At 67.1% G+C, this 25,913-nt stretch carries 18 protein-coding genes; 3 read left to right on the forward strand and 15 right to left on the reverse strand.

Annotated features, from left to right (window positions below):
• Positions 1–471 precede the first annotated feature (471 nt).
• Together B124_RS25380 and B124_RS25385 are read right to left on the reverse strand one after the other, a co-directional pair.
• Positions 472–2,007: an ISL3 family transposase gene (locus B124_RS25380; protein ID WP_496505330.1), complete on the reverse strand. Its 1,536-nt coding sequence runs from the start codon at positions 2,005–2,007 to the stop codon at positions 472–474.
• Between the two features lie 147 nt (positions 2,008–2,154).
• Entirely contained in the window at positions 2,155–3,411 is a 1,257-nt protein-coding gene (locus B124_RS25385) for a nucleotide sugar dehydrogenase (RefSeq protein WP_496505269.1), read from the reverse strand.
• Positions 3,412–3,476: 65 nt separating this feature from the next.
• On the opposite strand from B124_RS25385, the gene B124_RS25390 reads away from it, so the two are divergent.
• Positions 3,477–4,250: a glycosyltransferase family 2 protein gene (locus tag B124_RS25390; protein ID WP_496505270.1), complete on the forward strand. Its 774-nt coding sequence runs from the start codon at positions 3,477–3,479 to the stop codon at positions 4,248–4,250.
• A gap of 40 nt (positions 4,251–4,290) precedes the next feature.
• Here the strand turns inward: B124_RS25390 and B124_RS25395 are convergent, their stop codons facing one another.
• The 4 genes from B124_RS25395 to B124_RS25410 all read right to left on the reverse strand — a co-directional run bounded on the left by B124_RS25395 (position 4,291) and on the right by B124_RS25410 (position 7,795).
• Positions 4,291–5,229, reverse strand: coding sequence for a TauD/TfdA family dioxygenase (locus tag B124_RS25395; protein ID WP_496505271.1), 939 nt, complete (start codon positions 5,227–5,229; stop codon positions 4,291–4,293).
• A gap of 288 nt (positions 5,230–5,517) precedes the next feature.
• Positions 5,518–5,931 carry an ATP-binding protein gene (locus B124_RS25400; RefSeq protein ID WP_496505272.1) on the reverse strand — a complete coding sequence of 138 codons (414 nt, stop codon included), beginning with the start codon at positions 5,929–5,931 and terminating at the stop codon, positions 5,518–5,520.
• A 394-nt stretch (positions 5,932–6,325) separates the two neighbouring features.
• Entirely contained in the window at positions 6,326–7,057 is a 732-nt protein-coding gene (locus B124_RS25405) for a 3'-5' exonuclease (protein WP_496505273.1), read from the reverse strand.
• 168 nt (positions 7,058–7,225) lie between these two features.
• A complete protein-coding gene (locus B124_RS25410) occupies positions 7,226–7,795 on the reverse strand; it encodes a hypothetical protein (RefSeq protein ID WP_496505274.1) in 570 nt (189 codons plus the stop codon).
• 167 nt (positions 7,796–7,962) lie between these two features.
• On the opposite strand from B124_RS25410, the gene B124_RS25415 reads away from it, so the two are divergent.
• Positions 7,963–9,234 carry an NsdA family TPR-like regulatory protein gene (locus B124_RS25415; RefSeq protein ID WP_496505275.1) on the forward strand — a complete coding sequence of 424 codons (1,272 nt, stop codon included), beginning with the start codon at positions 7,963–7,965 and terminating at the stop codon, positions 9,232–9,234.
• Positions 9,231–9,770, forward strand: a complete 540-nt coding sequence (locus B124_RS25420; protein ID WP_496505276.1) for a GNAT family N-acetyltransferase — start codon at positions 9,231–9,233, stop codon at positions 9,768–9,770. Before B124_RS25415 ends, B124_RS25420 begins: the two co-directional genes overlap by 4 nt.
• Before the next feature lie 1,096 nt (positions 9,771–10,866).
• Here B124_RS25420 and B124_RS25425 read toward each other — a convergent pair.
• The 9 genes from B124_RS25425 to B124_RS25465 all read right to left on the reverse strand — a co-directional run bounded on the left by B124_RS25425 (position 10,867) and on the right by B124_RS25465 (position 25,866).
• On the reverse strand, positions 10,867–11,592 hold the full coding sequence (locus B124_RS25425) for a hypothetical protein (protein WP_496505277.1): 726 nt from the start codon (positions 11,590–11,592) through the stop codon (positions 10,867–10,869).
• Positions 11,593–11,813: 221 nt separating this feature from the next.
• Positions 11,814–12,023, reverse strand: a complete 210-nt coding sequence (locus B124_RS25430) for a hypothetical protein (protein WP_496505278.1) — start codon at positions 12,021–12,023, stop codon at positions 11,814–11,816.
• Positions 12,024–12,075: 52 nt separating this feature from the next.
• Positions 12,076–12,288, reverse strand: coding sequence for a hypothetical protein (locus tag B124_RS25435; RefSeq protein WP_496505279.1), 213 nt, complete (start codon positions 12,286–12,288; stop codon positions 12,076–12,078).
• 228 nt (positions 12,289–12,516) lie between these two features.
• Positions 12,517–12,957, reverse strand: a complete 441-nt coding sequence (locus tag B124_RS25440) for an SMI1/KNR4 family protein (protein WP_496505280.1) — start codon at positions 12,955–12,957, stop codon at positions 12,517–12,519.
• Positions 12,958–12,975: 18 nt separating this feature from the next.
• Entirely contained in the window at positions 12,976–17,529 is a 4,554-nt protein-coding gene (locus tag B124_RS25445; RefSeq protein WP_496505281.1) for an RHS repeat-associated core domain-containing protein, read from the reverse strand.
• Between the two features lie 521 nt (positions 17,530–18,050).
• On the reverse strand, positions 18,051–18,737 hold the full coding sequence (locus B124_RS25450; protein ID WP_496505282.1) for a M48 family metallopeptidase: 687 nt from the start codon (positions 18,735–18,737) through the stop codon (positions 18,051–18,053).
• Positions 18,738–18,753: 16 nt separating this feature from the next.
• Entirely contained in the window at positions 18,754–22,107 is a 3,354-nt protein-coding gene (locus tag B124_RS25455; RefSeq protein ID WP_496505283.1) for a type I restriction endonuclease subunit R, read from the reverse strand.
• A gap of 44 nt (positions 22,108–22,151) precedes the next feature.
• The gene (locus B124_RS25460) at positions 22,152–23,414 is read right to left on the reverse strand and encodes a restriction endonuclease subunit S (RefSeq protein WP_496505284.1); all 1,263 of its coding nucleotides are present in this window, start codon (positions 23,412–23,414) and stop codon (positions 22,152–22,154) included.
• Positions 23,407–25,866, reverse strand: coding sequence for a type I restriction-modification system subunit M (locus B124_RS25465; RefSeq protein WP_496505285.1), 2,460 nt, complete (start codon positions 25,864–25,866; stop codon positions 23,407–23,409). The genes B124_RS25460 and B124_RS25465 overlap by 8 nt, the downstream gene beginning before the upstream one ends.
• Positions 25,867–25,913: the final 47 nt, after the last annotated feature.

A 25,913-nucleotide genomic window follows, 5' to 3' on the forward strand; every position in this document is an offset into this window, starting at 1 on the left:
GTAGGCCGAGGTGAGGCCGCCGGAGCCGTCGCCGGTGACGGTGGCCTGCTGCAGCCGGTTGCGGTTGTAGTCGAACCTGGTGGTCACCCCGTCGACGCTCTGCTCGACGACGTTGGCGTTCGCATCATGGACGTAGGTTTCGCTGCCGGCACCCAGACCGGTCTTGCCGAGTGTGGTGATGCGGTCNGCGGGGTCGTAGGTGTAGGTGCTGGTGGTGTCCGCCAGCGCGCCGGTGTCGGCGTTCATGCGGCTGAAGACGTCCTCGGCTTTGTTGCCGTTGGGGTCCCAGTCGTAGGTGTGGGAGGCGACCAGGGTGGTGTCGTTGGTTTCCCGGCTGGTCTTCAGGGCGCCGTTGGCGTAGTAGTCGTGGTCGAGCTGGTTGCCGTTGGCTTTGGTCTCGACGTCGACCATGCCGCGGGGGGTGTAGGTGTAACGGCCCTGTCTCACTTTCGGTGGTGACGGAGAGTGATGCTAACCGAGGAGGATGCGGTGGCGGAGGAGGGTGAAGCCTGCTCGGCCGTGCATCTGGCGTGCGATCCGTTTGGTCTTGGTGTTGACGCCCTCGGTGGGGCCGTTGCTGTAGGGGAGTGTGAGCGCGGCGATCACGGCGCCACGGTCCCGCTCCAGGCCCCGGGTGAAGGCGTGCAGATGGGGCAGATCGACTGCGCGGACGTGGACGATCCAGCGCGCAAGCCCGTCGATATTTGCTGCGCAAGGCGTCAGGAGTTGGGCGAAGTCCCTGATGCAGGCGGTCAGGTGGGTCATTTCGGGGCATGCGGCGGTGAGCCGGTCCAGAAGATCGCGATGCTCGGGCTTGAGGTTGTCGGGCCTGGTGAGGAGCATCCGAGCGAGCCTGCGCGGGGAGATGTGGCTGCGGTCGGCGTCCGCGCGGCCTTGGTTGATGTATTTGTGCAGGAGGTTCAGGCAGCCCGTGAAGCCGAGGGCCTTGATCTCCTCGAAGAGGTGCTTCACGGGGACGGAGGGGTCCTCGGCCCGGCGTTTACGCAGGTGTTCACGGTAGGGGTCGACGAGGCTGGCGCGGTACTTCGGGACGCGGAGCATGCGCTCGGGCCGATCGGCGCGGGCGTAGCGTTTGACCGTGTTCAAGGCCAGTTGCAGGCGGCGGGCGCATTCGAGGAGGCCGACACCCTGGTCGAGGAGGCCGTGGACCTGGTGCCAGCGTTCCAGGGTGGTCTGGGCGCGAGGTCCGTCGTAGATCGGCGCGTCCAGCACGGTGGCCCAGCAGGCGCTGTGCGCCTTGACCTCGCTCAGCGCGGCTTCGCACAGGTTGTGCCACAAATGCCACCGGTCCGCGACCTGCACCGCGTCGGGCAAGGCGCGCCGGATCGCCTCGGCGTAGGTCGCCGAGCCGTCACGGCACACGACCTCGATGCCCGGATGTTCGCGCAGCCACACTTCCAGAGTGTCGGCGGTGCGGTCGGGCAGCACGTCGATCCGCTCGTGGGTCTCGGCGTCGGTGATCACGGTGGCATAGCGGTGGCGCCGGCGCAGAGCGAAGTCGTCGACGCCGATCACCCGGGGTACCCGGCCGGTGGGCAGCGGGATCCGCAACAGGGTGCGCAGTGCCGTGTGACGAGACAGGCTCACCGCGAGTATCGCCAGCAACCGTGTCCCCGCCCGGCCCGCTAACTCCTTGACCACGGCCTTGACTTGCCTGGTCAGACGGACGGTTCGCCGCTGATATCGGTCCAGCACTCCGGGCACCTGCTCGCGAAAGGTGTGGCGGCAGCCGCGCGTGGGACACACCATGCGCCGCACCCGCACACAGACCACCACCCGTCGTTCATCGACCGGCACGTCGGCCACCGTCCGCCAGTGATAGCCGTGCACGCGTTCCGACGAGGCCCCGCACACCGGGCAGACCGCAGTGTCCCGCGGAGTTCGTGCCCGCACCGTGATCCGCTCGCCTTCGTCGACCACATCCTCGATGACCAGCGGGGACAGGCCCGAGAACACCGTCTGCGCGAACTCGTTGACATCCTTCACTCGGGAGTCAACGACGCTCACGACGCTCCGTCACCACCGAAAGTGAGACAGGGCCGGATTCGTGATACTCCCGATGAATTCACCCGGAGGAAGCGAGGAAATGTACAGCGTCTCCGGGCTGCTTCGTGGAACTCTCTTGATTACCGTTCACAGCACGTCGACATTGGCGCCGGTGAGCCGGTTCCGGCAGTCGAGCACGTACGGCGCGTGGGCAAGGATCGTTTCGTAGTCGAAGGCCGTGTGGTCTGTCAGCAGCACGACGGCGTCGGATGCGGTGAGCTCCGCCGCGGTTGCTGTGATCCGGATGAGGCGGTTGTCGGGGCAGGTTTCCGCTCCGACGTGGGGGGCTGCTCCGCGTACTTCAGCGCCGAGGTCGAGCAGCAGTTCGGCGACGCGGGCGGAGGGTGACTCGCGGGCGTCGGAGGTGTTGGCCTTGTATGCCAGGCCGAGCAGCAGGATGCGGGATCCGCTGACCGTGATGCGGCGCGTGTTGAAAGCCTCGATGAGCCGTCGGACCACGTAGTCGGGCATGTGGGCGTTGATGTCGTTGGCGAGGTCCACGAACCGGAAGGGGACGCCGGCTGTGCGCTCCACTTTCCAGGAGAGGAATGAGGGGTCGATCGGCAGGCAGTGGCCGCCGACGCCGGGGCCGGGGGTGAACCGCATGAAGCCGAACGGCTTGGAGGCGGCGGCGTCGATCGCCTCCCAGGTGCTCACGCCGAGCGGCCTGGCGAGCATCGCCATCTCGTTGACCAGCGCGATGTTGACGTGCCGGAAGGTGTTCTCGATCAGCTTGGCGAGTTCCGCCACTTTGGTTCCCGAGACGGGGACCGTCGTCTTCACCAGGGTGTTGTAGAAGTCCCTGATCACGTCAAGCGAGGGGGTGTCGATGCCGGAGACCACCTTGGGTGTCTTCTCGAAGGGCCATGCCGTGTTTCCCGGGTCGATGCGCTCGGGGCTGAAGCCGGCGTGGAAGTCGGTGCCGGCGGTCAGCCCGGATGTCTTCTCCAACAGGGGCAGGACGACTTCCTCGGTGGTGCCGGGGTAGGTCGTGGACTCCAGGACCACGGTCGCGCCGGGGCGCAGGTGCTCGCCGAGTGTGCGGGTACAGGATTCGACGCATGCCAGGTCGGGTACCCCGGCCCGCAGCGGGGTGGGCACGGTGATGACTGCGATGTCGTACGGGGGCAGGGCGGCGGCATCGGTGGTCGCGGAGTAGGCCGCGCAGTCCAGCACCGCGCGCAGTCGCGCGGAGGGGACGTCTTCCACGTAGGAGCTGCCGGTGGCGAGCTGTCGGACGCGGTGCGGGTTCACGTCGTAGCCGACTACGCGGTGGCCGGTCTCTGCGGCGCGTACGGCCAGAGGCAGCCCCACGTAGCCCTGGCCGGCAACGACAACGTGCATGTCTGCCCCTCCTCGATCGTGGTGCTTGAATGGACCGTCGTTCTGGCTGAGCAAGGAGTAGCGCTGTGCCCCTGGTGTCCGTCGTGATGCCCGTGTACAACTCGGCAGCCACTCTCGGCGCGGCCGTCCGGTCGGTGCTCACGCAGACGCACAGCGACCTGGAGCTGCTGGTCACCGACGACAAGTCCTCTGATGGCTCCATGGACCTGCTCATGGAGTTCGCCCGGCAGGACGAGCGTGTCCTGCCCGAGTCGGCACCCGAACGGGGCGGTGCCGGCCGGGCACGCAACCTGGCCATCGAGCGGGCCCGGGGCGACTACGTCGCCTTCCTCGACAGCGACGATATGTGGCTGCCGGAGAAGACCGAGCGGCAGATCGCATTCGCCGCGGCCGGTCCGGCGCCCCTGACGTTCACCTCGTACTTCAAGATGGACGCCGACTACGACGGCGAGAGCACCGACTTCGTCCCCAACGGGCGCGTGGTCCGCGCGCGGGAGCACGTGGACTACCGCGCGATGCTGGTGAAGGACCACATCGGTGCCCTGACTGCGATGTACGACCGCACCGTTCTGGGCACCAGGCTGATGCCCGAGATGCGCAAGAGGCAGGACTACGCCCTGTGGCTGTCGATCATGCGGGACGGTGCTGACGCCCGGGGCCTTCCCGAGCCCCTTGCCGTGTACCGGGCCCACCAGGCGGGATCGCTGTCCTCCAACAAGCTGTCGCTCGTCCCGTACAACTGGGAGCTGTACCGCGAGCACGAGGGACTGTCGGTGCCGCGGGCGACGCGGGCGCTGGCCGGCGCGGTGTGGCAGTCCCTGCGCAACTCGCGGATCTAGCACCCGCCGACGGCCCCGGCCAGACACCCGCACGCACAACCTACGAGACAGCCGGAGCCATAGCGCCCGCACCGCGCAGGAACAACTGGAGCAGCAGGCGGCGGTTCCCGGGGCTGACACGGTGCTGGCCGTCACCGAGCGGTTCGCGGCCGTGGACCCAGCGGTGCTGGTCGATGATCAGGATGTCGCCGCGCCGGAGCGTGTAGGAGAGCTGGCCGGCCACCATCTGGTCCGCGAGGTCCCTTGCCGCCCGGGCGTGCTCCTGGTCGAGACTGGACTCGACGAGCATCTTGGCGGTGAACCGTACGAACCCCCGGTCCTCGGGGTCCCGGTCCAGGACGGGGAACGGGGCGTACTCCTCACCGACATCGGCCAGGTCGAAGAAGCCTCCGTACCGGTATGCCACGTCGGCCAGCAGGGCGCGGCTTTCGGGCGTCAAGCGCGATACGGCCTCACGTGCGTCGGACAGGATGCTCGCGCCGGCCCCGAGCGGGTCGGGTTGCACGCACACCAGCGTGGTGTAGTCCGGCGGTAAGGTCGCGTTGACCAGGTCCATGTGGAACGCGTTGTAGCCCGTGCCGGTGGACAGACCGGGCTTGGCGCTGAGATTGGTCCCGATCTCCTTCCACAGCGGCCATCGCCGGAAAGGCTGAAAGGGGACCGCCACCTCGGCAAGGATCGCCGTGGCCAAACGGCGGAACACTTCCCCGACACCCAATACCTGGGCGATGTGCCCCAGCCGGACCACGGCGTACCCGCCCTTCTCTCCGAAGAGCACGGAGAGAAGATGGTCCCGGAATTCGTTGAACCGCGGAGCGGAGTCCAGGGCGGTCCGGTACTGCTCGATGGTGGGGCCCGCCAGGAAGGAGCCGTCCACGCCCCAGGCGGGAAGAGTCCTTCCCACCGTGGCCAGAGCGTCTTGGAGTTCGTGCGTCGGGTCGATGACGTTGTGCCTGCCAGCGTTCACGGTGTCGTGCATGGGATATCCCTTCTGCGGATCACTCTGGTCGGGGCTGGGAGCCCTGCCTCGCCTTTGCGCACGTCGGCAACGGCAAGAAAGCGGGGGTGGTGCGGTGGGTGCACGTGGGCCTGGTCCCGGGCCGGGCTACGGGAGTTGGCGCCGGCCCGGGCCCGATCGCCCTCGCCCCGCGGCGCACCCGGACGGAACGAGGGGAGACTGCTCAGTCGCCTGAGGCGATCCCGACGGTGAGGAGGACGAGGGCGCCGACGAGGATGGCGATGTAGACCAGCTCGGAGATGCGGCCGTTCATGAGTCTCCTGCGGGAACGTCGAGGTCGGCCCAGATCCGCTTGCCCCAGGGCAGCATGTCGACGCCCCATGCCGTGGAGACCGCGGCGACCGCGGCCAGGCCCCGCCCCGACTCGTCGTCCACACCAGCGTTGATGAGCGTCGGCGGGGTTCGGGAGAAGTCGACGACCGCCACCCGGACCCGGCGGGGGGCGGTCCGGGAGACCCGGACGATCACCGCTGCCAGGCGCGCGTGCCGCACCGCGTTCGTCACCAACTCACTGGTCACCAGGCACCCTGTGGCCTCGCCGGCTTCCAGCGACCACACGCGCAGCGAGGCGGAGACCAGGCGCCGGGCCTGGGCCACCGACGCCTCCGTGCGCGGCAGAGTCTCGCGGTAAGCCGGCAGAGCCGTGGCGGACGCCTTCGTCATCGTGCTCGCACCGTCTCTCCGCCAATGCCTGCGGCTCCACATCCACGGGCCGCGGGGGCGGACGGGCACGGCACTGCCCCGTGAGCGCGCCGGTGCGAGCTTCAGTGCTGATCCGTCGGGCGTGGGCCGGTCACGTGGCTCAGCCATGGCAGGAGCCCTTCTCCCAAGGCACGCGCGGTGGGGCGACGGCAACGAGCGATTCGTACGAGGCCGGAGAGTCAAGGACACTGGGCCGGGGCGTCGGCGCCACCCGCCGCGTGGAACCGTCATTGGACCTGCCCGCGGGCCACGGCGCCCACGAGGGGCCGCCGTCCTTCGGGCGTGTCGTGACCTGACACTCCTGGAGCGTGAGACCGTCAACAGGGTTGGACATGGGGGATGGCTCCTGTGGTCGTCAGGCGGAGGGCGGGGCGGGGTGGCTGGTCGGCGGCTGGCCCGGGCGGCGCAGTTCTTCCCAGGAGCCTGCTTTGTTGGCCAGGTGGACGAGCAACCGGGCGGTGACGAGCGCCCTGTAGGTGGTGCGTCGGGGATGGAGGCCCGGCGGCAGGTCATCGGCCAGTCCGAACGTGTCGGCGAGCGTGTCTAGGCGGAACCCCCTGTGTTCCGGGGCGAAGCGCCTGGCCAGCGGCATCGTGCTCAGCACCGCGGAAGGAATCCAGCCGGTGAGCTTGCGCTGCAGCAGGTTGCGGTCCATCAGGGCGTTGTGACCGACGAACACGCAAGCGTCCAGCGCGGTGCGGATCGCGTTCTCGACGCGGGCGAATGGCGGTGCATCGACCGTATGGCGATTGCTGATGCCGTGTATGCGCGTCGCCGTGCTGGTGATGGGCAGGTCGGGGCAGAGGAGCCAGGTCTTCGGCTCACCGATCACACCCGCAACGATGGGCACCACCGCGACCTCGACCGCATCGGGCGGGGTCTGGCCGTTGCGTGCGATGTCGACCACGGCGTAGGTGCGATCCGCCCAGTCATTCTGCGGGCGCAGATTGCTGTCGCACGTCATCGTCAGCACTCCTTGTCGGCTGGAGCGGCGGAGCATTCGCCGCGCAGGCTGCGTTCGTTCAGGCCCCGGCCGGGCGGACGCCGATTCCTCAGCGACGTCGATGACGTCGTAGCTCGTCGTCATACGGCTACCTCTCACGTACAGAGGTTCGTAGGCCGGGCGGTCATGGCCGCATAGCGCACGGGTGGAGCCCGCCGCCCTCCATGTGGCGCGCCATCGCGAGTCCTGCACGGGAACCGTCGTGCAGGCCACCGGGGTCTCTCCCGCGTCCTCCGGACGGACGGTTGGGGTCTAGCGGCCCTGGGGGCGTCTCGCCTGGCGGGTATCGCGGCCATCGTTGAGGCGCCGTGCAAGCGCCGTAGCCTCGTCGACCGGCAACCGACGCGCCGGGCGGGAGATGCCAGCAGAGCGCCGGGAGGCGATGCAGCCGGAGGCACGGTCCATCACGTAGTACCCGTCACCGTCCGGCTCGCAGCGCACCACGTAGTCCCCCTCGGACTGGGCGTAGGCGATCCAGCGCATGAGGAGGGCATCGCACGTCGTGGCCAGCGCCGACACATACTGCCATCGCAAGATGTCCGGTGCATCGAAACTGGGCGCCCCAGCCAGCAGTTTCGCCGCAGCTCGGACGATGACACATCGGCGTGCGTCGTCAGGGCCGAGGGGTTCCGCCAGGAGCAGACCGACGTGGCCACGCAGCTTGTCCACCACCTCGTCCAACGTCCTGCTTCCGGGCGGGTAAAGCCGCAGGCGTACAGACTCGATGGTGTCGGCGATGACCGCGACGTCTAGGGGATGGCCAGTCGAAACAGCCTGTGAGTCGGCTGCGGTCGCTGCTGCGTCAGGCGAGGAGGTCGGCATGAGGGCTCCGCTGGGGTACGGGCTGGGGCCTCTCACCTTCGTGGCTTGATGTCGCATGAAACAGGACAGAGCCGCCTTGGGTTGCTTCACCGCAACCGGGCACTTCTCTCCGCTGGCGGTGAACCAACCCCTACTGTGACGGGTATCACCAGCGGAAGACGATGCCCATGTCTTTACAGCCGAACGAGGCCCTGAGCCGTGCCATCAAGGATTCCGGCTATACACAGAGCGGGTTGGCCGACGCCGTCAACGACGCGCATGAGGTGCTCTACGGGAGGCATGGCGGGTGCAGCGACCGCCACATCCGACGGCTGCTCAGAGGCGAAGTCACCTGGCCACAAGACCCAACGCGGCTCTCCCTACAGGCAGTTCTCGGGCTGACTGCCACCGAACTCGGTTTCCGGCCTCCCCATGTGGCCACGCGCAGGGTTACCGTTCGAAGAGCAGACCTCCACCAGGATCAGGACTCATCCGTGTACCGCCGAAAGTTCGTCCTCAACGTCGGCACGCTCATCGCGCTCCCGGCCCTGCCCGCATCGGGCCGCATCGGCGTGGGCGACGTGGAGCGCATCCACGGTGCGGAGGCGCGTCTCGTCCAGCTCGACGGTGAGCATGGAGGCGCCAGGCTTGTCAGCATCGCCAGCCGATACGTCGGACACCTCGAACACGCCATCCGGCACTGCACTTACGGCAGTCGCGTGCAAACCGCTCTCTACCGCGCCGTCGGCGAGATCAGCGCGGAGACAGGCTGGCTCGCCTACGACTCCCAGAAGCATCAAGAAGCACGGGAACACTGGCGCACGGCGTTGCAGTACGCCCGTCTGGGCAGGGCCACGGAACTGGAGGCTCGGATCTGGTCCAACATGGCGCGGCAGGCGGTAGACCTCGGTCACGGTGCCGAGGCCGTAGCCATCGCTCGCGCCGCGCTGGATACCACCCGCGGCCGACGCGATCCGCGACTGTCCGCGCTCCTGCACTCCAGAGTCGCCCTCGGGCATGCCGCCACGGGCCAGCCCGGACGTTGCGCGCAGTCCCTGCACCGCGCGGAACAGGAGTTGGACCGCGCCTCAGACGAGCCCCCAGCGTGGCTCGCATTCTGCGGGCCAGACGAAATCGTGGCACAGACCGCCATGTGCTTTTCCAGTCTTGGTGACCACGCACGCGCGGCCCAGGCCGCGTACGACGCTGTCGCCCGCACCTCGACGAACGAGTACCGCCGCAACTCCTTCGCCACCCGCGTCAGCCTCGCACGAAGCACCTTCGCAGCAGGCGATGCCGACGAAGCACTAGCCGCCGGCCATAGTGCGCTGGACCTGCTGCCCGGGGTGCACAGCCAACGCTGGGCCCAGGAACTGGACAGGTTCCAAAGCGATGTCCGAAGGCACCGTCCCGCCGGGTCCACTGACTTCGTCGAACGTTACAGGGTGGTGGTCTCATGACGGGCGGCGCACTCACCATCCGCTCTTATGGCCACGACGACGCCGCCGAGTTGCGGACGTTACTGCTTGATGTGCACGACGACTGCTACGCCGATCAGATGGATGACCTCTTTCACACCCGGGCTCGTTTCGAGTGGTTCGTCGACCACTGGTCGTCGAACCCGGGCTGGTCCTGTGTGATCGGGTACGACGCCACTGATCCCGTTGGCTTCGCGTACGGCGCTCCACTCGCGCCGCAATCGGAGTGGTGGCGCGGTCATCTCGACCCCGAGCCCGAGCACCAAACCACGTTCGGCCTGTCCGAGCTGATGGTGCGGCCCAAGTGGCGCAAGACCGGTACCTCCGGGCATCTGCACGACGCTCTCCTGAAGGACCGCACAGAGCACCTCGTGGTGCTCAGCGTGGACCGCGAGCACAGGAAGGTGCAATCCCTCTACGAATCCTGGGGATACGAAAAGGTAGGCCAAGATAAGCCGTTCGATGATTCGCCCACCTTCGCAGTCATGCTCCGACGTTTGCGCTGGAAGGCGACGTAACTGCGCGACCCGACCCGGCCCCTGCGACTTCGGCCATTGAGACGAACACCAGAGGGGCAAAGTGGACTCGATGGTGATCTGTGCGCACGGCGACCGGGGCTCATAACCGTTCACATGTTCTGGGTCCCCTGCCGAGGGCTCATAGGGAAACGGGATAGCCGACCGGCCCCGCCCAGCGGCCCACGCGGGCGGCGACGGTGCCGTCCACACACGCCGACCCCGGGGGTGCGTTCCCCCGATTGCTCGGCCGACGCGGGCGCACACACCGTCCGCCCGCACCCCCTGCGTTGTCCCGCCGGTCCGCGCTCTCCAGCCAATATCCAGCCAGCGTGCGGAGAACGACAGATGACGACAGGTGACGAGCCGTCAGGCCATCCAGCCAAAATCCAGCCACCGTACGCGGACGGGGGCGACCCGAAACCGGGGTACACCCGGCTGACCTGGTGGTTTGCTAATTCACCCGAGTCGCGGTATCGCGGGGCTAAACATTGAAGCGGAACACCAGGCACGCAATTTTGACTTGCGGAAACACCGGAGGGCAGGACTGGATCCAGCCAGGATCCAGCCGCCGGAAATGGCGGGGCTATCCCCTGTTCACGCTGGATCCACGGACCGGGCGAAGATCCACCCTGCGCACCCGTGCCCGCCCGCGGGGATCGGCGGACATGGCCTTGGCAGATGTGTTCCTACCAGGGGCTTCACGTCTACCCAGAGCCGGGGCGCGCCCAGCCCGGTCCATGCGAGTAGGCCGCCTCGAAGGGAGTCGGATGAGGCGACGTCGTCAGCGGTGGGCACGGCACAGCAGGGCCCGCCGCGGCCGAGGATAGCTCGCAAGGGCCTTCTGCACGCGGTTCTGCTCCGCCGTGACAAGCCGGTCAGGACGAGCTGTAGGCCCCGCGGCCGATCGCCAGCAGGTTGCCGACGACCCGCCCACCGCGCCCGGCCAAGTCCCCTGCGCACTCGCCGGCCGCTGCGGAGCCGTCGCCCCAGGAAGCCGCGGTTTGCGGCGGGCCGCCGACAGCGTAAGCCGGAAGGCGTGCACCCCGGCCCTCGGGCAACTCGTCCAGGGCCTCCGGCAACAGCGCAGCAGGGGAGGTCACAGCCTGTACCCCGCCTCAGTTGGGTCGAGCATGCGCACCTGCCAGCGGCCCCAGTGCGCGCGCCGTTTCGTCTGCCTGGCCGTCTCCTTGGCTGCTTCGGTCGCGGCCTCCAAGTGGGCGGCCCAGCCCTCCGGCCCATCCGGCCGCCCGCCGTTGGCGAGCGCGGCCAGCAACGGGGGCAGCAGCAACTCCTCGTGCTCCCAGAGAGCCTTCTTTCGGCAGACCAGAGCGGGAGTCGGGCGACGCACGATGCGCGCGAGACCCGCGGCGTCCAGCAGGTTGCATGAGGCCAGCACCAGTACGCTGGCGTCGACAACGCCCGTCAGGTTCGCTGTCGGGATGTCGAGCAAGTCTGTCCACTCCCCCCACTCCCCGCGTACCTCCGAGTAGTGCGCGCTGTGCCCGATGACCACCACGATGTCGGCGCGGACCGCCAGCGCGGCCCGCGCCTCCGCGATGCTCCGGGCCGGCTTGGGGACGTCTATGCAAAGGCCCGGCACCCCCGCGGCCTGTTCCTTAACCATCATGGCGATGCTGGGGTGCTTACGGTCCTGATGATCCCCGTTGCGGCACGAGGTGACCAGCCGCGCACACAGCCCCGGCGCGTAGCCGCTGGCCATCGCCCGCTGGCGCCCCCGGGCACCGGCGGCGGCTGAGTCCCCGCGCCGACCGATGCGGTCGACCACCGAAGAGCCCTCCGGCTCCCGACCCTGCTTCCTCACAGGTACCTCCTCGTCGAGCTTCCCGGCACAGCCTCCCAGCCGTCACCGACAGGCCGTCAGCAGACGGCCACAGTGGACGACGCGCCCGCCTCGCCGAGCGGTCACGAGCGGAGGCGGGAGCCGGACGAGGGAAGTGTCCCGTTTGAGTCGACACCCTGAGTCTCAAGCTGAGCAGGGGCCGGAGTGTGGCCGAGGCTGCGGTCGTTGACCTTCGTGGAGCCTCAGGTTGGCGGAGGGGTAGGGCCCTGGTGCCGGGGAGTGGGCCGGTCGCGCTCGTACTTTTTCGCGGCTCGGACCATCAGGAAGAGGAGTACGAAGAACACGGCGAGGCAGGAGAGCACGATGATCTTGACCGTGTCGGGGACGTATCTGCCGGAGCCGGGGCCGCTGCCGCGGGCGAGCAGGTTGAGGGCATCTTGGGTGCGGGCCACGGCGGGAGTGTAGGGCCTGGGATGGTTCACGGGAGTGTGGTGGGGGCGTTCGTCAGCCGGGGTTGGTGTCGTCCAGGGCGAAGGGCGAGGGGGAGTGTGCGATGGCGTCAGGCATGAGGGTGGGGGCGATGCCTTCGAGGTCGGGGTGGGTGGCGGCGACGTTGCGGGGGAGTTTGGGGAGGGTGACGCGGTCGAGGCCGCAGCCGAGGCGGGAGAGGAGGAGAGGGCCGTGGTCGGGGGTGGAGTGGGGGCTTCGTGGGTGCATACGGGGAGGTATTCGTCCAGGGCGCCAGACGACGGGGCGGGGGAAGGGTGCGGGCTGGGTGGTGGCGGAGGCGGCGTTGTTTTTGGCTGGTAGTTGCCAGGTGGGGCCATCTTGGTTGTCGCGTGCGATGTGGTTGATCCACAGGGTGATGGATTGGCCGCCCTGCCTCCACCTACGCGCGGTCATCTTCCTCCTGACCGACGTGCTCGTGAGCAGCAGGCGGATGGTTCAGGCTTCGCGGTACCAGTCTTCGCCGTCGGCTTCCAGGGATCTGACCAGGAAGTCTTCGAGCCTTTCCGCGATCTGGGTGCGCTCGTCCGTCTCGTGGTCCCAGACGTAGATCGCTCCGCTGCCGGAGTCCGGGCGGACGGCGAACTGGTCTCCGCCGCCGTTCTCGCCGAAGAACAGGAGGTCGTCGAACGGCTGGTACAGCTCGGCGAAGGACGGGTTCTGCCGGAACTCCACGTTCGTCCGGATGATCGTGGCCGTGGGCCAGACGAGTTCGGTGCCGTACTCGTCGCTGACTCCGTTGGATTCCAGCAGGAAGCTGCGCAGGTCGGCGGGCAGGGGTTGGTTGACGGTGCGCTCGACGCCAGCGACGTCGTCTTCGCCTGCCGGCGCGTTCAGCTCCGCGTCGTCGCTTCGGGATTCGACCAACTCGCGCCACATGTCGTGCGACCCTGCCTTTCACCTGATGCGCGGCGTGAACCAGCTGCCCACCATATCGTCGACCTGGGTGGCGTGATCCAGCACCTGCTGGCGGGTGGGGTTGGGGTTCGCGTTGTAGAAGGTGTTCCAGGACTTGCGTATCTCGCTGAGGTGCACCGCGTTGTTGATGGCTCCCTTCGGGATCCCGCGCAGGTTCTCCAGGGAGTGGATCTCGTCCGCGGTGAAGAGGCCAGGGTACTTCTTCAGCGCCTGCTGCTCGATGGCGTGATGCACCACCACCTTCCCCTTCAGGTGGGGGAAGGCGTTGAAGAATGTCTTCTTGTAGCTGTGCGAGGCGGCGGTGCCGACCGAGGCGGGGCGGCGGACGGGGATGGTCGTTCCCAGGTCGGGCTGCTTGAGCCCGCAGCGGAACAGGCCGAGCGGGTCGCTCCAGGTGTGCGGGTTGTCGACGTAGGTGGCCGGGTTGGGCGCCGGGGAAAGGCCGAGTGGGTCGGGGCTGAGGTAGCGGGCCAGCTCGGGGTCGTAGTAGCGCTGGAAGTTGTAGTGGAGCCCGGTTTCCGGGTCGTAGTACTGGCCCGGGAAGCGCAGCGGGGTGTTCGCGGTGCTGGTGGCGGACCACGCGGTGCCGCCCCACAGCGTGCGGCGGGTGTGCCAGGCGATCGCGCCTTGCTCGTCGATGAGTTCGGTGGGGGTGCCTACGAGGTCGGTGACGATGGCGAAGAAGCGGGAATCGATCACCTCCTGCGAGGTGTCATCCGTGATGCGCTCCGCCTGCGTGATCGGATGCTGCCCGTCGTATTCCCAGGTGAGCGTGACGGGGTGGGTCAGGTCCTGGCTGACGGAGGTCTGCTCGATGAGGGTGGTGTCATCCCAGACGAAGCGCGTCTCCTCGACGACGCGTCCGTCTTCGGCGGCCAGGCGCTGCTTGGCGATGCGGCGCCCGAGCGGGTCGTAGCGGTAGCGCCAGCGGGTGCCGTCCGGGGTCGTGACGGCGGCGAGGCGGTCCTCGCCGTCCCACTCGTAGCGCCACACGTCGGGCTTGCGCGACAGCCTCTTCTTGATGCGCGTGGTGATCCGCCCGGCGCCGTCGTACTCGTAGCGCGTGCCGCCGGCGGAGATGTGCGTGCCGGAGTAGTGACGCGGGCCCTGGGCCTCGCGGCCCGGATGCTGCTCGGGCCATGCGGCCGCGGACTGGTTGCCGGCCGGGTCGTAGGCGTAGGTCTCCTGCCAGCCGGGGGCGCGGACTTCGGTGACGCGCTCGGCGGCGTCCAGGTGGAAGCTGGTGCGTCCGTGTGCCTGGTCGTCGACCGCGGTGAGCGCGCCGCCGGGCCGGTAGTGGTAGTCGCGTGCCCGCACGGTATGCCCGCGGGCGATGACGTGCTGGCTGGTCAGCCTGCTGACCGGGTCCCAGTCGTGCTCCACGGCCAGCGCGCCGCCGAAGGCGCGGGACAGCACCTGACCGGCCGGATCGTATGTGAGGGCGAGGTCGGGACCCGTGCCGGGGGTCAGCGCGACCAGGTTGCCGGCCGGGTCGTAGGCATAGCGGGTGACCTCGCCGGAAGGGGTGCGGCGGCTGGTCCTGCGGCCGGCCGCGTCGTGGGTATAGCTGGTGACGCGCCCGTCGGTCGCCTCCTTGACCACGCGGCCGCAGCCGTCGTATGCGCGGATGACCTCGCAGTCCGGGCCGGCGGCATACAGGAGTTCACCGGCCGGGCCGTGGGTGAAGGTGCTCGCCACGCCGTCGACGCGTTTCTCGGTCAGCCGGCCCATCGGGTCCCGGGAGAATTCGATGGTCTGGCCGAGGGCGTTCGTGCGCTGCACCATCGCTCCGGCCGCGTTGTAGCGGTAGGCGGTGCGTCGTCCGTCGAAGTCCGTCTCCTCGATCAGGCGCCCGGCCGGATCGTAGCGGTAGGACCAGCTCTGACCGAGGGCGTTGGTCACCCTCGTCGGGCGCAGTTGGTCGTCGTAGTCGAAGGTGCACTCGGCGCCGTCCGGGGTGGTCTTGGCCACCGGCACGTCGAAGGGGCCGTAGGCGAAGCGCGTGATGCCGCCGGCGGGATCGGTGTGCTGGAGGCAGTTGCCCTCCGCGTCGTAGACCCAGGTCTCCGCCGCGCCGTCCGCGCTGACCCGGCGTAGCAGGTGGCCCTCGGTGGACCACCACATCCGAATCGTTGCGCCCCGGGCGTCGGTCAGGGCGCAGACCCGGCCGAACGCGTCGTAGTGGTAGCGGCTGGTGTTGCCCAGCGGGTCTGTCAGCGCCGTCAGCCGGCCGGCGGGATCGCAGCGGGCCTGCGTGGTGACGCCTTCCGGATCGGTGACGGCCGCGAGGCAGCCGTTCGAGTCGTAGGCATACCGTGTCGCCGCGCCCATCGGGTCGAACGTGGCCCGGCAGTTGCCGCGCTCGTCGTACTCCCACGCCCAGACCTGGCCGTCGGGCAGTTCCGTACGGATGGGCAGCCCGAGCTCGTCGTAGGCGAGATGAATCTCCACACCGTCGGGCTGGACGCCCCGTACCGGCTGGCCCGCGGCGTTGTTGTCGTAGCGGGTGGTGTGGCCCAGGGCGTCGGTCTTCGCCACGAGGTGGTGATCGGTGTCGTACTCTGTGCGGGTGGTGTGGCCGAGCGGGTCGATCTCGGCGATGATCTGGCAGCTGTCGTTGACGACGAAGCGGGTGGCGGCGCCCTCGGCGGTGGTCAGGGTGGTGACGGTGCAGCCCGGCCAGTCCGGGTCGCTGCCGTCGTAGTCGATCGTCACGGCCAGGTGGCCGGCCTCGCCGCCCTCGGCGATGCACCGGTCGCGCTCGTCGTAGGTGAAGTCGTACCGGCGCTCGTTCCGGTCCGTCCAGGACGTGACGCGCAGCCGCTGGTCATAGGCGAGTCTGAAGGGCAGTCCCGAGGAGTTGACGTCCTCGACCAGGTTGCCGTCCGGGTCGTAGCCGAAGCGTTTGATCACCACGTCGGTGCCGTCGTCGGCGGCGCCGGCGAGGGCGAGGCTGGTGATGCGGTCGTCGTCGGCGGTCAGCTTCAGGTGGTAGCCGCCGGAGTGGCGGATGTCGGTGGGCATACCGGCCTCGTCGTGGGTGAAGTCGACGGCGTGGCCGTTGCGGTCGGCGATCTGCTCGATCAGGGCCAGGCCGTCGGCGTCGGGCGGCGAGAAGCGGCGGGTGTGGCCGGTGACGGGGTCGGCGACCGTGTAGCCGCCGGTCACCAGCCGGGCCAGGGGCCACCGTGGCCCCTGGTCGGGCAGGACGGAGGCGTCAGGGCCCTGGGGGTGGGGGTACGACAGCAGCCGGCCGTCCTCGGTGACGAACACCACGCCCGCTTCGTCGACCTCGAGGCGCTGGTCGACGGTAGAGGACCAGGTGGGGCCGAACCACCAGCCGCACCGGTAGGTCGAGCCCAGCCGGCGGGTGAACGCCAGCGGCAGCAGGCCAGGCAGCTCGACGTCCGTCTGGTCGAGGAACATCTGTCCGGTGGCCAGGTCGACGGGGTCCGTCAGCTTGGCGACGACGTTCTTGAACCGGTTGAGGGCGCCCTGCGCGGCGTCGTCGAGCATGCCGCGGCCGCGTTTGGCCAGGCCGAGGAGCCCGGCCTTCATGGCCTTCAGGCCCTTCATCGCCTTCAGCCCGCCCTTGAGGCCCTTGGTCAGGCCCTTCAGGGTGGTCAGGCCCTTCATGCCGGGGATGCAGTCCAGCGCGGCGAACGCCACGTCCCACAGGGACGCTTCGCCGTTCATGTATTTGACGAGGGTGTCGGCGAGGACGACGAGGGCGGCGGCCAGCACCACCCATGTCAGGGGTCCGCCGATGATGAGGACGACGATACCGAGGACCGCGACGATCACCTTGCAGACGTTGACGATGGTGTCCCAGTTGTCCTTGACCCAGTCGACCGCCTTCTCCCACCACTTCCGGTTCTGGATCCCGGCGTCGGAGGCCTCCTCCAGCATGTCCTTCGCGTCGGAGGCGGCGTCCTCACGCATCTTCTTCGCGTCGGCCGCCAGCTTCTTCGCCGCTTCGAGGCCGGACTCGGCGTTGTCGACGGCCGTCTGGGCGCTGGACTGGGCGGACTGGGCGTCGGTCGCGTTACGGGCGGCGGCCCGTACCTCCGACTCGTCGGGCTTCTCCTTGCCCTCCTTCTCGTCGTACTCCTCGGTCTTCCTCGTCGCCCGGTCGACCCAGGAGTTCGCCGACTCCAGCCGGCCCGTCGCGGACGACAACTCGTTACGGGCCTCGCGGCCCCTGGCTAACGCCCTGTCGGCCAGGGACTGCGCGCGCTCCAGCTTCGGCCAGTACGCGGCGAGCGCGTCCCCCGCGAGGTCGTACGACCGCTGCAGCTTCTTCAGGTTCTTCGGGACTTCCTCAAACTCGTCCTGGAACGCCTTCGCCGTCTTCCCCGCCCACCGCAGCAGCGCGTCCTCGCCCGCCATGCCCTTGATCTGCCGCAGCGCATCGGCCACGTCGTCGGCGAAGTCATGTAACTCCCGGGCGAGCTGCTTCACCCGGTCCGGATCACCCGGCACCGGATCCTCGTCCAAGTCCAGTACGTGCCAGTCCGTCGGACGATTCCCCAACGCTCCCCCACCCCCTGGACCCACGGAGCCCCCATCGGCGTTCGCACAACGCTACTGACAAACAGGCGTGCGGTTAAGAAGGCCGGAGGATTGGGCTGGATACAGCGGGTCCATGGCCCCTCACACTGGATCCCCAGGGCCAGCGGGGCCGCTCGGCGACCGTCACCCGCAAGGGCCGACTGACCGTCGAGATCGTCTACCTGATCACCAGCGCGGACGCCCGCACCGCGCGTCATGGCGGGCTTGCGCAACACCGCGATCACACTGCTGCGCTTGCACGGACACCGCAACATCGCCACTGCCCTACGGCATCACGCACGCGACGCCGACCGCCCCATCAACCTGCTCTTGGCAGCATGATCAACAACTTTGCCGGAGCCCTGACTGCGGAGCCGATCAGCTCCGCTCTCCGTGTGCGGCGGTGCCCAGGCGATCACGCATAGGCAAGGCCCGGGTGAACCCCGAGCGGAGGGGTTGCTGATCTTGCGTGCAGCAGTCCCTTGCCTACCGTCTCCTCTTCGTCAGGGAAGCCAGATCCCTGCTCCCCAGTCGTCCAGCCGCTGCCGCCGGGTTTCGAAAGTGGGTAGCGCCCGGCTGACGGTTTGCCAGAACTCAGGGGAGTGGTTGGCGTGGTGGAGGTGGGCGAGTTCGTGGACGAGGACGTAGTCGGCCAGGGCTGCGGGCAGCTGCATCACCGCCCAGTGGATGTTGATGGTGCCGCTGGTGGAGCACGAGCCCCACCGGTAGCCGAGCGTACGAACAGCGAGATCTGTCATGGGCGTGTTCATCCGCTCGGCCCAGGGTCTCGCACGGGCGGGCAGCCATTGCTGCCCGCGCTCCGCATACCAGGCGATCAGCTCTTCAGCGGCGCAGTGAAGCCGGTCCGCGCGCATTCGCAATCGGCCGTCCACCAGCGCTACCGGGCGAGCGGCCTGTACGACGGTCTTGAGACGGTAGCTCCGGCCGAGGTAGAAGAAGCCTTCGCCGTCGAGGAAACGCCGGTGTGGGCGTTCGGCAGCGTCGGTTCGCCGCTCGCTCACTTTACTGTGGAGCCAGGTCAGGCGGGAGCGCAGAAGCTTCTCCAAGGCGGCTCGGTCGACGTCGGGCGGCACAGCCGCCACGATGGTGGCGTCACGTTCTACGGTGACCCGGACGCTTCTTCGTCCAGGCTCCGGTACCAACTCGATGGCCAGGTCGCCGATCTGCAACGGCTCAGCTGGGGCGTCAGGCATGTCGGCGGTTCAGGTCTCGGTGATGGTGGTGCACGATGTCGCGTAGCGCGCCGGCCAGGTTGTCGGCGGCGGGGCCGGTGTGGGTGTTCAGGACGAGCAGCATCCAGATGTCTCGCTGGAAGTCGTGCTGGGCCGCGGAGTTCGTCCAAAAGGCGTGCTTGATGCTGTGGCGCTGGGCGAGCTCTACCGTCTGGTGGGCGAGGGAGACGAAGTCTGCGCGAACTTCGTCGCTGACGACCCCGTCAGTGAGGACGGTGGTCAGTTGCTGGTAGAGGGCCCGTTCCAGACGGGTGAGGCTGCGGACATCCTCCGGCAGGCCGGAGTCCGTTCCATCCCGCGGGCCCGTCATCTCCTGGGCAAGCGCATCGAAGGCCTTCAACTGCGCGTCCCAGTCTGTCGCGTACTTCTTGAGTATGCCTTCTAGCCGCTCGCGCAGCTTCTCGTAGGCGACCGGGTTCTCGCCGAAGTGCAGTTCGATGTGGTTGCGGATGGCGTGCTTCATCATCGATGCCTTGGCTCTGGCACCAGGCAGCTGTTCCACCTTCGTGCGGAAGTCGTCCGAAGTGAGGCGGGTCGGTTCAATCATCCGTTCCACGCCGAGCGCCTTGACGTGTTCGTCGATAAGCTCGACGACTTTGCTCCCGTACGCGGCGGGGTCGAAGGAGTCCGTGTCCTCGCCGAAACGCTGCTTTGCGAGCTTGGCGACGAAGAGGAACAAGCGGGCGGCGGGCTGGTAGCGGCGGGCTTCCTCGCGCGGCATGATCAGGTTGAGGGTGGCGAGGAAGTCCCTTAGCAGCCGCCTGAATTCGATGCGCCGCGAGTCGTCGTCCAGCGAGGTCACCAGTTGATGCACCGCGGCCGTGTCGTCGGGGTCGATTAGATGCTTGGTCAGGTGGAAGTGGTGGCGCAGGGCGGCGCACTGCCGCTCCAGCTTGTTCTCCTCTTCCTTGAAATCGATCCTCGGCATGCCTTCGCGCTCGTCGGCGGCATATGCGGCCATCGCCTCCAGCAGCGCTGTGGAGACACCTGCGTAGTCCACGACGTATCCGGCGGTCTTGGCCTCGGCGGTGCGGTTCACTCGGGCTACGGCCTGGAGTAGTTCGGCCTCTCGCATCCTGCGGTCCAGGTACATGACCTGCTCCAGGCGTGCGTCGAACCCGGTCAGGAGCATGGTCCGTACGACCAGGAAGGCCACCGGCCTGGACGCCGGCGTCAGATCCGCAGGCTTGGGAAACGGGCTTCGGAATGACTTGATGGCCTTCTTCTGAGCGCCCTCGTCGGTCCACTGACGCCAGGATTTGTCGTCCTCCAGGTCAGCGGAGACAACCGGCACGAAGTCGATCGCCCTCAGCAGGTTCAACTGGGCATGGGCGGCGACCAGGACCCGCTGGCGTGCGGTGCGTTCCTCCTCGGGCTTGTGCTGCCACTTCGCCAGCGCCTGCGGGGAGATCTTCTCGACCTCGGCCACCAGCTCTTTCCTGGCAGTGAGCAGCGCCTCCCGGTAGCGCACGGCGATGAGCCGGGAGTGGGCCACGACCTGTGCCTTGAAGCCTTCCTTCATCGCGCCCTCGACGTAGTGTCGCAGCATGTGCCTGGCCTTGCGCTGGATCATGTCGTCCGCACTCAGCACGGCAGCGGATGTCGCGTACTTCTGCTGCAGCTCGTCGTACTGCTCGTCGGTGAGCTCTGGGAACTCGTCCTCAAGCTTCTCGTCGAGGCTGTCACCTTCGGCCACCGCACCCTTTGCGATGTGACCTTCGTAGAAGATCGGGACGATCGCTCCGTCGTTCTCGGCGTCCTCGATGCGATACTTGTCGATGAACTCGCCGAAGGTCGTGGTGGTCAGCTTCTTGCGGTTCATGATGATCGGGGTGCCGGTGAAGCCGATCCGGGCCGAGTTGGGCAGTGACTCCATGAGGTTCTGGTGTAGACCTGAGCCGTGCGAGCGGTGGGCCTCGTCCACCAGGATGAGGATGCCTTCGTCGCTGTTGACCAGTCCCCAGCCCGGCATCCGGTCGTGGGCGAGCGAATCGGCCTTCTGCTGGCGAGCCTTGTCGGTGTCCAGCTGCTTCTGGATCATCACGAAGACGAGCCCGGCCCCCTGACGCCCGAGCACCGTTGGCACATCGGCAGCACGCGTGATCACGTCGGGCTTCTCACCTGTGAGGGCGGCCGTCTCCGCGAGCTGCTCCTGCAACTGCTTGCGGTCGGTCACCATGACCACCTTGATGTGTTCCAGGCCCGGCGTCGAGCGGAGCTTGCGCACCAGGAACACCATCGTCAGTGACTTGCCCGAACCCTGGGTGTGCCAGACGATGCCGCCGCGTTTGTCCTCCCGGCCATGCGCGGCCTTCGTCTCGCCACGCAGCAGCCGGGCGACCGCCTTGTGGACCGCACGGTACTGCTGGTACCGGGGGGCGATCTTCACTCGGGCGGTCCGCCCTTCCGCGATCTCCACGTCCTGGAAGACGACGAAATTCTTCACAATGTCGAGGAGACGAGCAGGATGCAGCACCCCGGCCGCGAGAACCTTCTGCGCGCCGAAAAGGACGTCGTCCGGGTTGTAGCTGCGACCGGCGACCTCCTTCGCCTTGAGGGGGTAGGGGTCGCGCCACAACATGTAATCCTGCAGACGCGCCGTGAACGTGCCCAGCAGCGCCCGGTCCCCCGTACTGGCCACCGTCAACTGCACGGTCCGGAAGAGCAGTTCACTCCCGCACGGTGCGCCACGGCCGCTTGTCTGATTCGCGTAACGGCGCAGCTGCTGAACAGCCCGCTTTATCTCCCCGCCGACCGCGGCGAGCTTCTTGCACTCGATTACCACCAGCGGAATACCGTTCACAAACAGCACCAAGTCGGCGACCATCACCTCGCCCTGACTACCGGGAATAGCCATACGAAATTGGGAGATCGCCAGGAAATCGTTGTTCTCCGGCGTCTCCCAGTCAATGAACCTGACAGTCTGCCGCCGGCCCCTGTCCCAGTCCGCGAACCCCGGCACGTCTACGCCGTTCAACAGCGCGTGCGTCGCGGCCTCATTGGCTGCCACCAGCCCACCACCCGCGCTCGCGGCACCCCGAGTGAGGGCGGAGATGGCCTGCGCCGCCCTCACGTCATCCACCCACGGACTCCCGTCCGGCCGCCGGTTCACCCTGCGCAACCTGCGCCGAAGGATCTCGTCCAGCACCGCGCCGTCAAAGGTACTCCTACGGACGACGGACTCCCCTCCCGGCTGCAACTCCGCGTCCGCCGTGCCCCGAACGTGCCGCCACCCCATACTGGGATGCGTAAGCTGATCGATCAGCGGCTTCTCGACGTAACGGAACTCAGGGCCGGACTCGGACATGTTGAGCTACTCCTTCGGATGCGACGACAGACGGCCCTCACCGATCACTTAGCTGCGACTACGCGGCGCTGCTCGCGTCTCCTCCCGCTCTCCCGCGCCCCTACGAAAAGATCGTTAAGGAGCGCCCGCTTCAGCGCTTCGAGCTTCACGATATCTCGTTCTGCAATATCCAGCTGCTCGCGCCACTGAGTGATTGAATTAACTACCTGCTTCTGATCGTGAAGATTAATCAACGGAATGGGGGCCTTTTTTACCTGAGTCGAGTTGATGCTCGCCAGATTCGTTGTCTGTTTCGCAACGCTCAGGAAGTAGCTCTTGCCACGTGGAGATGCGATATATGCAGATAGGAAATCCGGGAGCATGATCTCTGCGACGCAACGCACCTTGAACACGTGGTTCTGATGGAGACATTGTTCAATGCGCCCATCCCAGACGCCGCCGCGACCCAACTTGTCGAGGTCACCACCTTCGGTGAGCAACACATCGCCTTGCTTGAGCGCGTATCGTTCGACATCTGTCGCTCTGACCGAGACAGTCTTCACATCGGAAGTGTCAATGTAGCCGTCCTGTACATTGGCAACTCGCAGATAGGGCAGGTCGATCGCATCGTCCCCATTCTCGTCATTTCCCAGCGTGACGCCAGCGGAAATTGCGGCAACCTTCTCCAAGGTGACCCACGCAACGTCCCGCGACTCGGAGACTCTTCGCATCAGTGCAGCAGATTCGGCGGCAGCTACAACCGCGAGCTTCTGCTTCTGAGCAGACACGGACGAGATCTGCCCATCTACTTCGTCGAGAATCTCAGCGATCCGCTGCTGTTCCGCTAGCGGCGGGAGTTTAACCGTCAGATTGAAAAAGTCTTCCACTCCAACATTCAAGAGCCCGTGATTGCGTACACCCTCCTTAGCGATCCATTGAATGTCTTCATCGAGCGTGCCAGCATTGAAGTAGTGCTGAAGGAATGACGGTTGGATTACTGTAGCATCTGGACGAAAGCAGATGTAAAGCGGTGAGACCACGCCAGCGTCATAACGCTCGAGGCTTCGCACCACACCTACGGGCCAACCATCTGAGTAACTCTTGTTGTAGGCAAAGTCACCTTTGGCCAGCAGGTAGTACTGCGAAAGATCCGCACTGGCTACCCTGCGATTGAAGAACTCTTCCTGACTAACGAGTCCGTGTGCGGCAGAGATGGTGAGCACATTGGCATTGCCCACGATGTTTCGCATCGTGACCCTTGCTGCGACGTCACCGAGCCTAACCGAAGACCAATTGGCGCGCGGCACGTTTGCATCCATGTCACGCATACCCCAGCTCCTCCAGGTACCCCCGCAGCCGTTTGGCAGAGGCCTCCCGCTCCCGTTCGAGGTCTTCCAGCGTCACGGCATACTTTTCGCCCCAGTTCCGGAATGCGACGATGAGGCCGCGCCTGTCTGACGCGACGAAGCGATCCATGCGCGCCCGCAGGTCGGCCTTTAGGAAGCCGAGCACGATGGCCTGCGCCTGGGCGTCGGTAAGCTTGGCCGCCGCTGACTTCAACTCCACGACGAAGGCCGCCTTCAGCTCGGCCAAGCGCTTCTTTGCCTCGGTCTGCTGCTTCTTGAGCACGCGGAGTTCCTTGGGAGGCAGAACGTTCGAGAGGTCTCGTTCCTCTTCGTCGTCCTCATCGGCGCCCTTGGTCTTCTTCGGCGGAGAGCCTGCCTTGACCTTGGCGTCCAGGTCGGCGGCGAGGGCTTCGGCTGTCTCCAGTCGCTCGACGTAGGCGGGGATGAGTTCAGGTACCAGGCGGTGTTCGCGTGCCTTGCGCTGGCCCGCCCGCATGCGTGCCTTCGTCTTGGCGTCCGCGTCGGCCGGTGGCTCCGCGAAGGCGGAGTCGATGCTGGCGACCCAGCGGTCCACCACACCCTTGAAGCCGGTTAGTGCCAGGCTGCGCAGGTCGTTGCGGGTGTCGAACCACCATGCGGCAATGGTGCCGGACAGCTGATAGTGGTCCAGCAGGTTCACCGACTGGAGGCCATGGGTGAAGGTGGTGAGGAGTTCCTGGCGGGTGGACCACAGTTGCTGGTGGTCGGGGAGTTCGTCCAGACGGGCGCGGTGCTCCTGCCACCATCTGTCGAACGCATCCCGGAGATCCGCTTCTTTGCCGGCTGTCAGGTCTGGGATACGGGCAGCGGTGGCTTCGTAGCCCTCGTCGAGGAAGCTGTAATAGTCCTCCTCGCGCTCGTTGAAGAGCTGCTTGCCCGGGTCGATTCCGAAGGCGTCGAACTGCGCTTGCCGGGCGTCGACTTCTGCCTTCGGGATGCCGCCGTGGAGGTGTGCGCGCACGTCCTGCGGCTCGGGGGGCGGGGTGTTGTCGACGTAGCGGCGGATGTTGAGGTTGTAGTCGTTGTCCGCAAGCTCCTGGTAAGGGACGACGCGGGCGAAGCCGTCGATGTTTTTCCAGCCCTTGTACGCGGAGATGATCTTCTCCGCATGCTGGGCTTCCAGGAGGTTCTGGGTACGGCCAGCGGTCATCTCCCGGTCGGCGTTGATGAACAGGACACCGTCACGGCGTCCTGTGAGGGCTCCGTCGCGGCCGCGCAGGACGAGGATGCAGGCCGGGATGCCGGTGCCGTAGAAGACGTTGGGCCCGATGCCAATGACGGCTTCCAGCCGGCCTTCCTCGATCATCTGCTGGCGAATGTCCTTCTCCACACCGCCGCGGAACAACACGCCATGGGGCATGACGGAGGCCGCGATGCCGTCCGGCTCCAGCACGGCGAGGCAGTGCTGGATGAACATAAGGTCGGCCTTCTTGCCGGACTCCGGACACCAGCCGTACGTCATCCGCTCCGGGTACTCCATCCCCTCCTTGCGGTAGTTCTGCGCGAAGGGCGGGTTAGTGAGGATCCGGTCAAAGCGCTGGAGTTCGCCGTCCTGAGTGTGCAGCGGCTTGGCGAGGGTGTCGCCGTGGTGGATCACGCCGTCGGCCACGCCGTGCAGCAGCAGGTTCATGCGCGCCATGGCCCAGGCGCTGCCGTTGTCCTCCTGGCCGTAGACCGACAGATGCGCGGCGTCGCCGCCGTGTTCCTGCACGTACTCCTTGCTGAGGATCAGCATGCCGCCGGATCCGCAGCACGGGTCGTAAACGGACTGGCCTTCCTGCGGTTTGACGAGGCGGACCATCATGCGGATCACGGAGCGCGGGGTATAGAACTGGCCGCCCTTCTTGCCCCCCTCGTCGGCGAACTCGCCGATGAGGTACTCGTACGCATACCCGAGCAGATCCGGGAACTCGAAGTCGTCGTTGCTGAGCCGGTACTGGTTGAAGTGATCGATCAGCGCCTGGAGTACCGGCTTGCTGAGTTTGGTGTTGCCGCTGGCGGGACGCTTGAAGTCGATGTACTCCAAAACCCCGTCGAGGGCCTGGTGATTGTGGCTCTCCAGCTGCGCGAGGGCGACGTTCAGTGCCTCGGCCGGATCCTTGCGCGAATCCCGCATGACCGTCAACCAGCGGGCGGCATCCGGGACGAAGAACTCGCGTGACGCGTACGCGCTGGGACTCGCCGCTAGCTGCTCCGCGCGCTGTACGTCCATGCCAGCCTCGACGAACTTCTCTATGGCCTTAGTCCGTGCCACATCGAACTGGTCGGAGGCGCGCTTGAGGAACAGCAGCCCGAAGATGTAGTCCTGGTACTGGGCGGCGTCCATCTTGCCGCGCAGGATGTCCGCCGCGGCATACAGGTGCCGTTCAAGCTGCGGCAAAGTCAGCTGGGCCACTCGCGCCTCATTCCTTTTCGTGATGCACATCGCGCACGCAGTTTGTA

The sequence above is a fragment of the Streptomyces sp. CNP082 genome (genome assembly GCF_059570535.1).

Excerpts from the sequence above, each read along its gene's own strand:
- B124_RS25385 (WP_496505269.1), bottom strand. The coding sequence starts at position 3,411 with ATGCACGTTGTCGTTGCCGGCCAGGGCTACGTGGGGCTGCCTCTGGCC.
- B124_RS25395 (WP_496505271.1), bottom strand. The coding sequence starts at position 5,229 with ATGCACGACACCGTGAACGCTGGCAGGCACAACGTCATCGACCCGACG.
- B124_RS25400 (WP_496505272.1), bottom strand. The coding sequence starts at position 5,931 with ATGACGAAGGCGTCCGCCACGGCTCTGCCGGCTTACCGCGAGACTCTG.
- B124_RS25405 (WP_496505273.1), bottom strand. The coding sequence starts at position 7,057 with ATGACGACGAGCTACGACGTCATCGACGTCGCTGAGGAATCGGCGTCC.
- B124_RS25410 (WP_496505274.1), bottom strand. The coding sequence starts at position 7,795 with ATGCCGACCTCCTCGCCTGACGCAGCAGCGACCGCAGCCGACTCACAG.
- B124_RS25415 (WP_496505275.1), top strand. The coding sequence starts at position 7,963 with ATGTCTTTACAGCCGAACGAGGCCCTGAGCCGTGCCATCAAGGATTCC.
- B124_RS25420 (WP_496505276.1), top strand. The coding sequence starts at position 9,231 with ATGACGGGCGGCGCACTCACCATCCGCTCTTATGGCCACGACGACGCC.
- B124_RS25435 (WP_496505279.1), bottom strand. The coding sequence starts at position 12,288 with ATGCACCCACGAAGCCCCCACTCCACCCCCGACCACGGCCCTCTCCTC.
- B124_RS25440 (WP_496505280.1), bottom strand. The coding sequence starts at position 12,957 with ATGTGGCGCGAGTTGGTCGAATCCCGAAGCGACGACGCGGAGCTGAAC.
- B124_RS25455 (WP_496505283.1), bottom strand. The coding sequence starts at position 22,107 with ATGTCCGAGTCCGGCCCTGAGTTCCGTTACGTCGAGAAGCCGCTGATC.
- B124_RS25460 (WP_496505284.1), bottom strand. The coding sequence starts at position 23,414 with ATGCGTGACATGGATGCAAACGTGCCGCGCGCCAATTGGTCTTCGGTT.